Origin of the sequence: Geovibrio ferrireducens (assembly GCF_026226615.1) — a bacterium.
Taxonomy (GTDB): Bacteria; Chrysiogenota; Deferribacteres; order Deferribacterales; family Geovibrionaceae; genus Geovibrio; species Geovibrio ferrireducens.
On sequence record NZ_JAJAPB010000003.1, the window covers coordinates 242,561 to 256,389 of the forward strand.

The 13,829-nt window shown below is 47.6% G+C and carries 13 protein-coding genes; 5 read left to right on the forward strand and 8 right to left on the reverse strand.

Annotated features, from left to right (window positions below):
• Positions 1-63 precede the first annotated feature (63 nt).
• Complete coding sequence (locus OSQ85_RS04900) at positions 64-525, forward strand: NDR1/HIN1-like protein (protein WP_265821705.1); 462 nt, start codon at positions 64-66, stop codon at positions 523-525.
• On the opposite strand, the gene OSQ85_RS04905 is transcribed toward OSQ85_RS04900, so the two are convergent.
• The 3 genes from OSQ85_RS04905 to OSQ85_RS04915 form a co-directional block, all read right to left on the reverse strand.
• Positions 526-726: a YjfB family protein gene (locus tag OSQ85_RS04905; protein WP_265821707.1), complete on the reverse strand. Its 201-nt coding sequence runs from the start codon at positions 724-726 to the stop codon at positions 526-528.
• 124 nt (positions 727-850) lie between these two features.
• Positions 851-1,255 carry a hypothetical protein gene (locus OSQ85_RS04910; protein WP_265821709.1) on the reverse strand — a complete coding sequence of 135 codons (405 nt, stop codon included), beginning with the start codon at positions 1,253-1,255 and terminating at the stop codon, positions 851-853.
• A 239-nt stretch (positions 1,256-1,494) separates the two neighbouring features.
• On the reverse strand, positions 1,495-1,869 hold the full coding sequence (locus OSQ85_RS04915) for a PepSY domain-containing protein (protein ID WP_265821711.1): 375 nt from the start codon (positions 1,867-1,869) through the stop codon (positions 1,495-1,497).
• 278 nt (positions 1,870-2,147) lie between these two features.
• Between OSQ85_RS04915 and OSQ85_RS04920 the strand changes: the two genes are divergently transcribed.
• Genes OSQ85_RS04920 through OSQ85_RS04930 form a run of 3 tightly spaced genes read left to right on the forward strand, consistent with a single transcriptional unit; the run spans position 2,148 to position 8,811 of the window.
• Complete coding sequence (locus OSQ85_RS04920) at positions 2,148-3,203, forward strand: glycosyltransferase family 9 protein (protein WP_265821712.1); 1,056 nt, start codon at positions 2,148-2,150, stop codon at positions 3,201-3,203.
• A gap of 41 nt (positions 3,204-3,244) precedes the next feature.
• Positions 3,245-5,854 (forward strand): PD-(D/E)XK nuclease family protein, encoded by a 2,610-nt coding sequence (locus tag OSQ85_RS04925; RefSeq protein ID WP_265821714.1) that lies wholly within the window; start codon positions 3,245-3,247, stop codon positions 5,852-5,854.
• A complete protein-coding gene (locus tag OSQ85_RS04930; RefSeq protein WP_265821715.1) occupies positions 5,854-8,811 on the forward strand; it encodes a UvrD-helicase domain-containing protein in 2,958 nt (985 codons plus the stop codon). Before OSQ85_RS04925 ends, OSQ85_RS04930 begins: the two co-directional genes overlap by 1 nt.
• A 147-nt stretch (positions 8,812-8,958) precedes the next feature.
• Here OSQ85_RS04930 and OSQ85_RS04935 read toward each other — a convergent pair whose 3' ends face one another.
• The 3 genes from OSQ85_RS04935 to OSQ85_RS04945 all read right to left on the reverse strand — a co-directional run bounded on the left by OSQ85_RS04935 (position 8,959) and on the right by OSQ85_RS04945 (position 10,235).
• Complete coding sequence (locus OSQ85_RS04935) at positions 8,959-9,372, reverse strand: hypothetical protein (RefSeq protein WP_265821717.1); 414 nt, start codon at positions 9,370-9,372, stop codon at positions 8,959-8,961.
• A 236-nt stretch (positions 9,373-9,608) separates the two neighbouring features.
• Complete coding sequence (locus OSQ85_RS04940) at positions 9,609-9,794, reverse strand: hypothetical protein (protein ID WP_265821719.1); 186 nt, start codon at positions 9,792-9,794, stop codon at positions 9,609-9,611.
• A 141-nt stretch (positions 9,795-9,935) separates the two neighbouring features.
• The gene (locus tag OSQ85_RS04945) at positions 9,936-10,235 is read right to left on the reverse strand and encodes an MTH1187 family thiamine-binding protein (RefSeq protein WP_265821720.1); all 300 of its coding nucleotides are present in this window, start codon (positions 10,233-10,235) and stop codon (positions 9,936-9,938) included.
• Between the two features lie 68 nt (positions 10,236-10,303).
• Here OSQ85_RS04945 and OSQ85_RS04950 point away from each other — a divergent pair, with 68 nt between their 5' ends.
• Positions 10,304-11,167 (forward strand): DUF6731 family protein, encoded by an 864-nt coding sequence (locus OSQ85_RS04950; RefSeq protein WP_265821722.1) that lies wholly within the window; start codon positions 10,304-10,306, stop codon positions 11,165-11,167.
• Here the strand turns inward: OSQ85_RS04950 and OSQ85_RS04955 are convergent.
• Positions 11,164-12,567, reverse strand: a complete 1,404-nt coding sequence (locus tag OSQ85_RS04955; protein WP_265821724.1) for a hypothetical protein — start codon at positions 12,565-12,567, stop codon at positions 11,164-11,166. The two genes, OSQ85_RS04950 and OSQ85_RS04955, sit on opposite strands and share 4 nt — an antisense overlap.
• A complete protein-coding gene (locus tag OSQ85_RS04960; protein WP_265821726.1) occupies positions 12,564-13,829 on the reverse strand; it encodes an oligosaccharide flippase family protein in 1,266 nt (421 codons plus the stop codon). The genes OSQ85_RS04955 and OSQ85_RS04960 overlap by 4 nt, the downstream gene beginning before the upstream one ends.

Consider the following 13,829-nt stretch of genomic DNA (forward strand, 5'->3'; position numbering starts at 1 on the left):
GCGGCATTTTTCTCTTTTCTCTTCATGCTTTAAATAATATCATACTCACGAAAAGGTGAAGATATGATAAAAAAACTGCTGCCAATACTCATTATCACGCTGTTTGCCGCGGCCTGCGCACAGATGGTAAACTATTACGCCTCCAACGTGAGCGTCAGAATCGAAAATGTCAGCATCAAAAATAAACTCAGCTTTGACAAGGTAGATCTGGATGTTGATCTTTCAATCAAAAACGATAACCTGTTCCCTGTCTACATAACTGGATTTACATACAACATACTGATGGGGAAATCAATTGTCGCATCGGGCAAAAACCCGGACAATGAAAGCTTTCAGATCAAAGAAAAGAACACCGGCAGCCTGTCATTCAATATGACAATTTATCCGAAGCGGGCAGGACAGGAGTTCATTAAGGCATATCTCGCAGAAGACGCGGAGATGAAAATATACGGCAAGGTTTACGCAACTTCAGATCTGGGGAACTTTGAGTTTAATTACTCCCACACGCACAAGCTGAAAAAATAATCAGGCTATGGCATCAAAAAAGTTGCCCTTTTCACCGCCGGAATTTTTAGGCAGTTCCGCGGACTGAATAAGCTTAAGCGCTGCTGCGCCCTGACTTTCCTGAACATCCAGAGCCTTCCTTGCAACGGCTACTGATGCCTGCATGGCGTATTCAGACTGTTTCATCTGTGAAAAACCGGAAGCGAGTGAAGCAAGATCCATGATTTTCTCCTTATTCATTTTTTATCGGCAGGAGATCATATTTCTTTAGTATTAATTCCCGTTTTGATCAAATAATTAAAAAAGGAGCCCGATTCATGGACTCCTTCCCTATTCCGGCAAACCTTTATTCGATACCGAAACGTTTCAGGTCATTCTCAAGGCTGTAAGAACCTGCCGCATCAACCATTTCCTCAGGAGAAGCAATATAAACATTTATTCTTTCTCCCTTTTCAGAGCTTTTATCAAGAAAACGCTTAAGATCGTTCTCAACGTTATAACTGCCGGAAGAGTCAACCATTTCCTCTGGCAGCGCCACATATGCGCTTATCACCTCACCTTTTTCAATCCTGCCTGTGAAACGCTGAAGTTCGAGCTCCACACTGTAGCTTTCTGCGGCATCTGTCATCTCTGCGGGAGAGGCAACATAAGCATTGATTTTACTTTCCGGCTTCATGTCCATTCCCTCCATAGCCGAAGCGGCTCCGGCCGCGAGAAATACTGCCATTACAGGTAATACGATTTTTTTCATTTTATCCTCCTTGTATTCTGTATGCCGTTTTTAAAGCGGGAAGCGTGCCTGAATATGCCAAAAACTTAAATAATTTATACAAAAGAATAAAATAATTATGAACCCAAAAAAGGAGTGCAATATCCGCACAGCAGTGAGCAAAAATTACATAATATCTATATAATTAATAGATATTAGGATAGGCAAAAAAAAACGGGGAGCCTTGCGGACTCCCCGTCGATTTTTAAGAAGGTTTATATTTAGTTTGCAGTTATGGGGCCGAAAACGGAACCGTCCATCCTTACGTGGAAGAAGAATGTATTGCCGTTGGCATCTTTAACCGTTGCCTGGTAGGACTCGCCTCTGGGCATAACAAATTTGTCGAACTTATCAATTTTGAAGCCTTTGAAGTTTTCCGCTACGTATTTTTCAACAGCAGCCTTTGCCGCTTCCTCCGTTACGGGCTGAAAATCAGCCGCAGCAGACCCGCAGGGACCGCCGCCGCAAGGGGACTGATACCCGGCTCCGCCGCATCCGCCGAAACCGCCTCTGCCGCCCTTTGCTCCCGGACCATAGGCAAAAGCCATTCCGGCAGCCAAAACTACTGCAAGTGTTAACAATACTGCTTTTTTCATTTCTTTCCTCCGTTAATGTTAAAAGTCTGCCTTTTTAGCGCATTCCATGCCAAAACGGCAGAATTGAGGTAAGTGCTTTATGATAAACATCAAACAGAAGTGTATATCCCGTCCGCGGTGTGCAGTTTCTGCACATCGGTGTGCAGGCATTTCATAGCTGCACACTGGTTTACACCTGCGACTTTGTCTTTTTTGTTATCTCCTTTCAATAACTTCTTCCCAAATTTTTAAGTTGAGTATAAAATTCTTTAATCTTCACTAAGATACCGGAGCACAGCTTGAGCAGAAGGCCTGTCACCGTTTTTTTCAAACTCGGCGCACTGGGGGACACAATAATGACCACCCCGGCATTGAGAGCATACCGCAAATCCTTTCCCCATGAAGAAATCATCTATATCATAGGCAAAACCTGCGAAGCGGCACTTCTTGGAAATCCTAATATTGACAGGCTTATAACCTTTGATGACGATGCTTTTTACACTGGCGGGATGATTGCCCGGATGAAAACCGTTTTTAAGGTCACAAACCTGATAAAGTCATTCAGAGCCGAGAAAATTTTCATTATGCAGCGGGAAGGCGCATGGGATAATGCGGCAAAAAGTGCAGGGGTTCCAGAAAGATACGGGTTCAGCGAAGGAAAAAGCAAGCACCTCACCCGCATGCTCACAAACGGGGACGAGTTTCACGATGTTGACGCGTATATAGAGCTCTGCAAGCTGGCTGAAGGGTTCAAACCGGATGGACACGCCATGAATGTTTACCACAGCGAGGCGGAGCCGGAAAGGATCAGAAATCTCTCAGGCAGCCTTTTTGACAAAAAAGTTATCTCCGTGGCTCCCGGCGGACGCTCCGGAATGAAAACCGAGGACGACCTCAGACGCTGGCGCGGGTATCTTGAGCTGATCAAAAAAATTGTTGCGGAAACGGACTGCAATGTCCTTGTGATAGGCTCCAGAAGTGATAAGGAACTGCTGGACACAAGCAGTTTTGACGAATCAAGGGTGAAAAACCTCTGCGGAAAAATACCTGTCGCCGGCTCTTACGCTGCACTGAAGCGCTGTGCGCTGCTCATTGCCAACGACGGCGGGGCAATGATTCTCGGTGCGGCGGCTGGAATCCCGGTTGTCTCCATATTCGGCCCCACATGCCCGCTGAACAGATACCCGATCACAAACCACCTCAGCCGCTATATCTGGCTTGAGAAAAAATGCTCCCCCTGCATAAAAGACGGCAGCTTTCCGAAAAAAACGGATCACTCCTGCATGAAGGACATAACTCCTGATATGGTGTTTGCGGAAGTGAAAGACATCCTCGGACAGCTTGAAAAGAAATAATCATATTGAACAATGCTCCCGCCGGATGTTAAAATCGGCTTATGATTCATACATTCAGAACCCCTTCGGGAAAGCCAGTTATTCCCGTTATCTCGGAGTATCTTAAGGATGCCGGACTCCTCAGCGGCGAGGTCTGCTGCGTTCTGCCCACAGGCAGGAACAAGCGCTCTCTGGCACTCAGGCTCAGCAAATCGGAAAAATCACCCGTTATCCTGAGCATTCCGGAATTTAACAGCTATCTTTTCCGCACCGAAAAACCTGTTGTTCCGCAGGAGCTAAGGCATTTCTACATGAAACAGGCTGCGGAACGCCTCAGCACGGATGAGAAACTCGCCCTGTTCAAGCGCACAGATCCGGACTTCATGGAAAACTTCATCACCTTTGCCGAAACGGGAAGCGCGTTTTTCCGCTTTTTCAGGGAGATCAAGGGTGAGCTCATAACGGCGGAGGAGCTTGCAAAGCACTCCCTCTACACTGACTATGAACGTCAGACACACATCCTTTACACTCTCTGGACGGCTTATACAGAAATTCTGGACGAAAACGGACTATGCGATTCCTCAGAAATGTTCGACAATCCTCAGTTTAATCAGTTCTTTGCAGAGAGGTTCACAGATTATGTGTTCCTTGTAACAGGCTTTCTCACACGGCATGAGATGCGGACGCTCAAAATGCTGGCAGAAACCTGTTCCGTACATCTGTTTTTTCACTTTTTGGGCGAAAAAACGGTTAACCATAAAGAGATTGAAGAAACTCTGAATATCACCGTACCGGATGATGATCAAGCTTTGCAGTCAGCAGGCATCGAAGCAGCGGAAACCGGGTCACGGCTGGAAGAATACGAACTCATTGTCGAGAAAATATATGAAACTGCGGCAAAAGGGATCGATTTTAAGCGTATGGCAGTGATTCTGCCTGATGAAAAGATGAAGGCTTACTTCATAGAACATGATATTTACAACCTTTTCAACATTACGGCAGGAACAGACGGAACCTACTCTGAAATATACCATACTGCGGACATAATCAGACAGGCGGCGGAAGAAAACATGCTCTCCGGCGGTCTGATCGGCATAGAAACAATGGAAAAAATAGCCGCACAGCCGTTTCTGAAAAAGATAACCGGGTTTTCATCACTCGCTGAAAGGCTGAAAGACCTGATAACCATGAAACGGCTTGCAGTGTCCCTTGAGGAAACAGCAGGGTTCTCATCCGTGCGCAAAGTGCTTGCGCCCTTCTTCAATGAAACCCACACAACTCTGCCTGATGCGGCTAAGAAGCTGATGGATCTTGCGGAAATTTTCCTTGAAAACTCTGATGACGAGAGGGAGAAACAGCACGGAACTCTGGTCATTAAAGAACTGAAAAGGCTCAGAACCGTTTACGCACCCGTGACAGATGTTTTCCCCGTTCACACTGCCCTCAAACAGCTAATGGGCGGGCTCGCACGCATAGGTTTTCACCGTCCGGGGGGCGAGGTAACGGTCATGGGGCTGCTGGAAACAAGAAACATGCATTTCGATGCGGTTTTTATTCCCAATATGAATGCCGATGTTTTTCCGCCTTCCAGCGACAAGGATCTTTTTCTGAACACGGAAATCCGCAGAAACCTCCGCCTGCCAACATTTCAGGACAGGGAGCACCTCATCAAAAACTATATGAGCCAGATAATAGCCAAAAGTAAATTTGCCTTTATATCATGCATTTCCCGTGATAAGGGCGCATCATACAGAAGCCCGTTCCTTGAAGAACTCATAATAAAAAGAAGGCTGATTGTCCGCCTGTACTCCTCATCAGGCTTCCGAATATTCACTACATCGGAAAAAGGTCTGAAACTCCATGAAGTCAGCTCCTTCAGGCCGGATGCGGGAATAGGGAGCAAGCTGAAAAGACGCGGCATATCAGCCACAATGCTCAATGATTATATCGCCTGTCCGTACAGGTTTTACGCAAAATATATAATCGGCCTCAAGCCCGCAGACAGGCCGGAGGACTCCATTCCGCCATATGAATACGGCAAGGCAATGCACAGTGTTCTTGAAAATATCTACTCCGCAGGTCTGCCTGAAAATGCGGAAGAGCTCCACAGCCGCATATACAGCGGTTTTCTGGAAGCAATGGGCAGGTTTGACGCTTACAGGACAAATCCCCTTGAAAGAGAGCAGGTTCAGGATTTGGCTGAAAGGCTTTACTACTTTGCTGTGAATGAAATAAGCCGTTTTGAGGAGGGCTGGCGACCCAAGACGGAAGAGGATGATTTAGAAGCGGAGATAAACGGAATGCGCCTGAAAGGCAGGCTGGACAGAACAGACGAAAACAGCGGCAGAACGGCTATAATCGACTATAAACTCAAAACTGTCAAAGATTTCAGAGATTTTAAGCCTGAGAAAATAAAAGATGTGCAGATGCCGCTCTACGCTCTGCTTTTTATGCACAAACACGGACACCTGCCTGATGAAATCCTTTGGTATGACATAAAAAAAGAGTTCAGAACCGTCAAGGCATTCGATGTAAGCTGCATGGATGAGTTCAGGGAGTTTCTGGGCGGCCTGCTCAACCGGATAGCCGACCCTGAGCAGTCTTACCCCAGAACAGACAAACAGGCGGACTGCAAATACTGCGATTACTCCGATCTGTGCGGGAGAAGCTGATGCAAAATCTTGATAATAAATGTAATATTGCTCTTGTAGCATCCGCCGGAACAGGGAAAACCTTTAACCTCTCCCTTCGGTACATAAACCTGCTGCTCAGCGGTGCGCAGATGGAACAGATTCTCTGCCTCACCTTCACAGTGAAGGCCACCGCAGAAATGCAGGAAAGGATAATTCAGGTGCTGAACGCCCTAGCTGACGGCAACAGAGCCGACTTTAAAGGGGAAAGAGAGATCCTCCGCCAGCATAATAACCTTACGGATGAAGAACTTGAGGAAAAGGCAAGGCCCGTGCGGGACTATGTGCTGAAAAACTTTTCCCAGATGCGCATACGCACCATCGACTCATTCATAAACCGTATAATATCCCAGTTTCCGTTTGAAGCAAATGTCCGGCCCGGTTTTTCAATAATTCAGGATAAGGAGAAGGAAGAGCTTGAAGCGGAAGCGTTTTTCAGAACATTCCAGATCTTTGCAGCGGAAACCGGGGATATGCTGAAAAATGCCGCCCGCGCACTGGAGCAGACACCGAAAGCACTGATGGATGAGATACGCAAACAGCAGTCAAACTTTGAGAATCAGTTGATCGGCCTCCCTCTGCTTGCCGAAAAATACAGAACATCGCTGGAAAGCTTCACTGCCCTTATTGACGGCGTAAACTTCTATAAACAACAGACAGTTGCCGCATCCCGATCCTTCGGAACCGAACTGCTCGGTTCAAAGCTCAACGGAAACCAGAAAAAACAGGCGGAAGGCCTCGCAGCAGGCGCTGACTTTAAAAAGATAAGCGGAACAGCCCTTTACGCCGCATGTGACCCGGCTGTCGGCTATTTCAAAGCCTTTGAATACACCGAAACACAGAAAAAAGCCTACAGCGAAGTCACAGAGAACATCGGCAGATGCCTTGAGGCGAAAGGCGAGATGATGATCCGCCTTTCCGTAAAGTTTTACACCCTCTTCTTTGCCGAGGTTGAGCGGCTGAAAAAATCCCGCAATGTACTCACATTCGCAGACATAACAATGAAGGCATACAGCATGCTGGTGGAAAACAGCATTGCCGAGGACACGGAATACCTTTATTTCCGTCTGGACGGGCGCATACTCCACATCCTTATTGATGAGTTTCAGGATACGAGCCTTGCCCAGTGGAAAATTCTGGAACCCCTTGTACAGCAGGCGCTTGCCGGTGTCGGTCAGCAGGATGCGGTTAAGTCATTTTTCTATGTGGGCGACCCCAAACAGACCCTTTACAGGTTCAGAGGGGGCGAAAGCCGCCTTTTTGATACTGTTACAGAGAGCTACAGCGACTTCATAACAGAACGCCAGCTTGATGTAAACTACCGGAGCGCAAAGGCGGTCATGGAGTTTGCCAATCTGCTTTTCGGCAAACTGAAAGATGAAACCTTCCGCTATACAGAGCAGAAGGGCAACAGACCTGACGAAGGTTATGTCAGTGTGGAAATTATCGAAAAGGACAGCAATGAGGAGTATATCCTCGGATGCGTAAACGACCTTCTGGAGCGAGGTTTCAGAGCATCAGAAATCGCTGTGCTCACAGAAACCAACCTCAAGGCGGACACATGCACCGAATATCTGAACGGGAACGGCATACCGGCACGGAGTGAAACAAGGCAGAAACTCACGGACAGCGCGCCGTTTAAAATAATCATGAACATTTTCAGCCATATATTTTACGGAGACAGCCTCAGCGCATTTTCCTTCCGCATGACGGAACCTGCGGTGAACTCCGCTGAGGAGGCGGCTCAGGAAGGCTTCTGTGAAAAAATCAGGGAGGAGCTGAAAGAGTTCGCAGAAAAAATAAACGGACAGAACGGACGCTCAGCCTTCGCAATGGCTGTGAATGAGTTTTACCTCGCGGAGAGGTTCGAGGGGGACGCAAACTTCAAAAAGCTTTGCGACATAGCGGCTTATATCCCTGTGACAGCCAATCTTCCCGCCTTTTTTGAGGAGTTCAGGCGCAGGGCGGAATCCGAAAACGCCCTCTCCGCCGGAAAGTCTGACGCTGTGACGGTTATGACTGTCCATAAATCAAAGGGTCTTGAGTTTGAAGCGGTTATCATTGCCGACCTTGAAATCAGTGTAAAGCCCAACGCCAATAACTCTCGGATGATATTTTACTCTGAAAGCGGCTCCATGCTGGCCGACAGCATAATATTCAACCACGGCGAAAAGCTGAACGGTTTTGTCAGCGGCAGCTTCCGCGATGCTTACGAAGCGGAGGAAAAAGCCGCCTACCATGACAGACTTAACCTGCTTTACGTTGCAGTCACAAGGGCAAAGCGAGAGCTTTACATCCCAGTTAAAGAGGAACCTTCGGCAAACTCGCTGGAGCAGCTTCTGGCGAACAATGCGGAAATACCTCTGACAATAGGCACAAAATACAGAAAAACATTCTCGCCGCAGGCGGAAGAAAAAAAACGCAGAGCGGAAAAGTTTGTACCCCGCCCCGCTCCCGAATACCCCATCACGGAGGAAAGCACGGACTTCCAGGGAGAAATATTCGGAACAGCACTGCACGAGGCTATCTTTCTCGGTGTGCATTTCAGCCATGAGGAGGCGGAAGAAACAGCCCGCTTCACCGTTATGAAGCATTCGCCGTATCTGGGCAGTGATGATCAGGAGAGGATAAAAAACGCCCTGTTGATGCTGTATTCTGATCCGTTTTTTCAGGAAATAACACTGAACGCCGAAATTTTCCGTGAAAGAAGTTTCTCGGATGAAGAAGGCATAAAAACAGTGGACTTCTATTCCGTCAAGGATGAAGCGGTCTGCTGTCTGGATTTCAAAACAGGCGGCATAACATCAAAAATGATGGAGGAATACACAGAGCAGATAAACGGATACGCCGACATTCTCTCAAAGCTTTACAGAAAGCCCGTGAAAAAGTATCTGGTAAACTTCGTTTCCGGCAGACTGGAGTGGATAGGGATTGATTAAATTAGGAAGGGGGCGCATCGCTGCACCCCCAGGACAGTATTTACGTGATTTTGCAACCACGCTTTCGACGCCGTAGTAAATGTTTCCCCGCTGCCGCAATTTTATATATGCGCCCTCACGAAGAGAGGCGGAGCGGGCGGAACCTTATCAGAGGTTCCTGAAACGGAGCAGAAGCTCGCGAATCCTTCTGGAGTAGTCCTCGCCTATTCCGTTTTCGGCCAGTCTTTTCATGCGTTCTATCTGGTAATCCACATATTCCGCAAAGCTCAGTCCGCCTTCGGCGAAGTCCTGCTCCTGCATGTCTGAAAAAGGGAATGCGCTTTTGCGCTGCTCTGCCGCTGTTTTCGGCAGTTCTATCAGAACAAGGTGCAGATAATTAAGCTCTTTCATATTGATTTCATCATGAGCCACAAGCTCGATGAGCTTAGTTATCACTTCTGCGGGAAAATCTTCCGGGTATCGGTACACCCTGTCACAGAACCTTATTTCCGATACAGGTATAAGTTTTGCCTTGCGCCTCTCAGTAAAGGGTATTGCTGTAATCTGCCCGGCGGTCTGCATCTCTTATCCTGCCTTTATCAATCTCTGTAACTGTTTTAAGCAGGAAACGTGCCAGAAAAAATCAGGAAAAAATTGCCGTATTCAGGGTTCTGCGGCAACAGGCTCAGAATAATGTATACTGTAATAACGCAGAAGGCTCCTGCGGATTAATCCGGAGGAGCCCTCAATCCAGCGGCTTTCTCACAAAGCCGTCATACTATATAATACCACAACAAAGCAGCTCAGATATAATTATTTCAAACCAATCTCTTAGCTTTGCTTAATACTGTTTCCAGATCCTCTGCCAGCCTGTTCACCACTGCACAGCCGTTCGGCTCCTGAGAGGCAAGCTCTCTGCACTTTTCAAGAACCTTTTCAAGCCTGTCTATGGGTGCGGTGCTGCTGGATTCATCATTCATTAAGTCATTCTCTGACTGGTGCATGGCACATCTCCGCTGCCTTTCCAATCGGCATCAGGCCGTATAACTTAAAAAAGCCTTCCGAACAGGTGTTCAGTTATTAGCACGCTTAGGGTAAAATCCCGGTAAAGATCATTTACTCAAAACAGAAATGTACTTTTTTTCCTACAGGTCCATTTTTTCCATAACGCTTTCCACTTTTCGGCTCATGCCCGTCTCCCTGTTTCTGCGGTAATCCATCTTTATGGAAACTGAAATACGGTTGCAGTCGCTCAGCTCCTCCACTGCGGAGTTGATAACGCCGAGAACGGCAGCAGGGCTTTCCCCCTCGATTATTGTCCCCATAGGCGTAAGCCGCCAGTCAAGCCCGCTGTTTTTGATCACCCGCACAGCTCTGGCCACATACTCGGAAACGCCCTCCCCCTCGCCCAGAGGGGTTATGGATACAAATGCCATAGCGCTCATACACGCCTCCTTTATTTTTCATGCTTTTGCTGATAGTATAAACTTAATTTAAAGCGATGAGGAAATAAATGGCTGAAAAAAAGCGGATCAATGTAAACTTCTTCAATATAGAATCTCAGGAGGACGGGGTTTTCATGACCCTTTCCGAAAAACTCTCCACACTGTTTGAAAGCGGAATGGACTACGGCTTTTTCGAGACAAAAAGCAGAGAGATAATGTTCAAGCTGTTCGAATCTTTCGAGGTGAACAGCTACCCCGCCTATCTTTTCGGGCTTATCAAAGAGAAGTCAAGCTGGCCTGTCTGGTATGACAGAAACGGGGAACTCAGCGAAGTTCCCCTTAATTCCGGCACTCTGGGGGACATAACCTACGGACTGGCTCTCCCGCAGGACAGGCTCATCCTCACTGCCTCCGGCACGGCAGGCAAGGGAGCGTTCACAGAGTTTCTGCGCTGGCTTGCGGATGATAGTACTGTGATCCTTGATCCGGTTTTCATCGGGGATGCGTATAATAAAATCCAGAACTGGGAAGTTTTCAGAAAGTTTGAAATCAGTGTGGAAGCACCCACCGCAGACTTTGTGGACACTGTGCTCACCAGCGAATCCGGGCGCGAGTTTGGCTCCATAATGGGTACTCTGGAGGGACTTAAGATGGATATAACCGTGAGCATGGGCAACACCAAGGGGAGCATGTCCGCACCTCAGCTTAAGGCCCTCCTCGGAGGCATAATCTCCGACAACTACGCAAAAAAACTCACAATAACCGGAAAAGGCTTTGAGGATGAGGCCAGTGAAAGCATAGACGTAATGAGTGCCAAGCTGAAATACTCGGCGGATGTGGCGGTGAGCAAAACCTACCTAAGCCCGGATGAGGCACGCACAGCGTTTCTGGAAGGTTATTACAATAACCAGCAGTACCTCGTTAAGGATTAGCGGATAACCGTGGGATTTTCAGACTTTATATAGCTGAGAACAGAATTAAATCCTTTCGCCGCGGCTTTGAAATTGGCTTCCTGAACATTTCCGTCACTGACTTCTCTGCCGTAGACCGAACCTTCAAATGAGTTTTTGATCAGCTTTGCCAGAAAAGCCGTGCAGGCTGCCCTGTCCGGGTTTCTGTCCGAGTCCATGCATTTTTTCAGGACATCAGGCAGTTCCTCCTGACTGCGGCATCTGTACACAAGGGGCAGTTCGGCAAAAAATACATCGGAGAAGACAACGGAGGGTGTGCCCAGAAGTGCGGCCTGATAAGCAACAGTGCCTGAAACAGTAACCACTGCAAACGCTCCTGCGGTCAGCTCCCAGTTATCTGATTCGGGGTGCACAAGCACAGCGTTCGGCAGGTCGTTCACGGCGTTGTAAAACTCACGCACTCTGTCCCCCACTGCCTGCGGATGCTCCTTTACGACCACCACGGCATCCGCCGGAAGTGAACGGGCAATATTCTGGATTATGTGAAACTGATCTGAGTTATAGGAACCGAGAACGTCAATACTCGCCTCCGGCTGCATGTGCAGGTTATAGACGCAGTATTTCTGCCCCTTAAGAAAGGAAATATCCCTGCTCAGCCTCAGCCTTTTCAGCCTTTTTGCATTGTTCCGGCGGAAAATGCGCTGATCAAAAAGATAATCCAGATCAGGGCGGGTCATATCCTTATCCCTGTGAAACATCATATATGTCAGGTGTTTTTTAAACTTGCGGAGATTTTCACCGCTGAACAGGGAAAAATCACGCTTTATGTGAGCATAATCCGGCACAGGACGATGATTTACAAACCTGTCATAAAACTCTTCGGCAGCTTCCAGATCAGAGTCAAAAACAGGCTTTTCCATAAACAGTTTATCCTGAAAGAACCCTTTGAAAAAAGTGAACCTTCCGTTCGGTATTCTTGTTGTGGCGGGTGTAAGGAATGGTATACCGCATTTCTCTGCCGCAGCCGAGGCTGCAAGCTCCGCCGTCCATGTGGATTCACCGAAAACAACATCTATATTATTATCCGTAATGAACTGTTTAATCATTTTATAAACTGAGGAGATATACGAATATGCCTTTTCTCTTGATTTATGCCGCAGGAGCCTGTCGGACATAATCATCGCAGAAGCTTTAAAGGCGGAGTGTTTCTCCATCTCAAGAACTGCATCCAGATCAGTATCTTCATCACCGTACGCAAAAGCGAGATCCAGAATACGCTCTCTCGGCACTTTCTTTGATTCCAGAAAGCTTACCCAGTCAGGATCGCCCGTGGAAATCCAGTAGCACTCCGCATCAAGATGGGATGATATTCCGTAAAAAGTTTCGGTTCTGAGATGGCTGTTCACAAATGCCGCTTTCAAGTGACGCTCCTGCGGACATCACTGAGGAGTCCGCTCTTCATTATATATAGGATAAGAAAAAGGCTGTAGGCCGCCTCTGATGAAACAAGGGCAAAAGCCGCACCTTTCTCGAAAAAAGCGGGAATCAGAATAAACGAAAGCAAAAGTCCAAGAAGCTTCGCCGCCAGAGTAAGGCTGAGAAACGCCCTGCCCCTGTCAAAGCATACCAGAGTCTGCACCCCCAGTATATTGTTAACCGAGAAAAAGAAAAGATAAACCGCGAGCATTTGCAGAACAGATACACTGGCCATGAACTCGCTGCCCAGAACCAGTCTTACGCCAAAATCCGAAAAAAGAAAGATTGCGGCGGAAAGAAGAGCGGCAAAAACAGCCACAGCGGCTCCTGCTTTTTTGATAAAGCCGAACCATTCTTTCTTTGAGCGGGCTGCTGTTTTTCGGGAATGGGGGAATATAGCCTGAAACACAGGGGAAAGCATGGCGCGTACTGCATCCATAAGCTTTTCGGCAGAGCCGTAAAAGCCCACAGCCGCATCCCCCGCTATGAAACCGAGAATGACCGTATTTGTTATCTTGGCGAAGTTATCCGTGATTGCCTTGGCGAAGTATGTGAAACCGCCCCGCAGACCTTCGGTTATTCCGCTGAATACAGGGGCTGTGAATCTGAGGCCGAATTTTGCATATACTGTCCATATGCCGTATAAGCCGGCGAGGGTATAGGCGATGAAATTAGCCAGAGGCACAAGGGCATAGTCCGCCTCTGTCTTCACCATGATAAGAACCAGAACCAGATAGCCTGTTTTCACGGCGACAAGGCAGAAGGCTATGAACTTCATCCGCTCCATGCCTCTGTAAAACCACGAAGGGATAAGAATCTGCCCGCCTATCATACCGAAACTCAGGAGGATAAGCCGCCATTCCTCTCTGAATTTACCCACTGCTGCGATTAGGATGAGGATAATGATGAAACCGGCAAAGCCCAGAAGAAGCTTGGCTGCCATTACATTGTGAAATATTTCTGAAAGCCGCTTTTTGTCGTGCTGGTTTTCGGCTATCCGCATGGTTCCCCACATATCAAAGCCGTAATCAGCAAGGAATATAAAATAGGTTATTACGGACTGCGCTAATATCACAAGCCCGTATTTGGAAGGCCCCAGAACACGGACAAGGTAAGGAACCGCAGCAAGGGATATGGCATATGTTATAAGCTGAAGGATAAACAGCGATGATGCGTTGGAAAATATCCGCCTGATGTCCGATTTCAT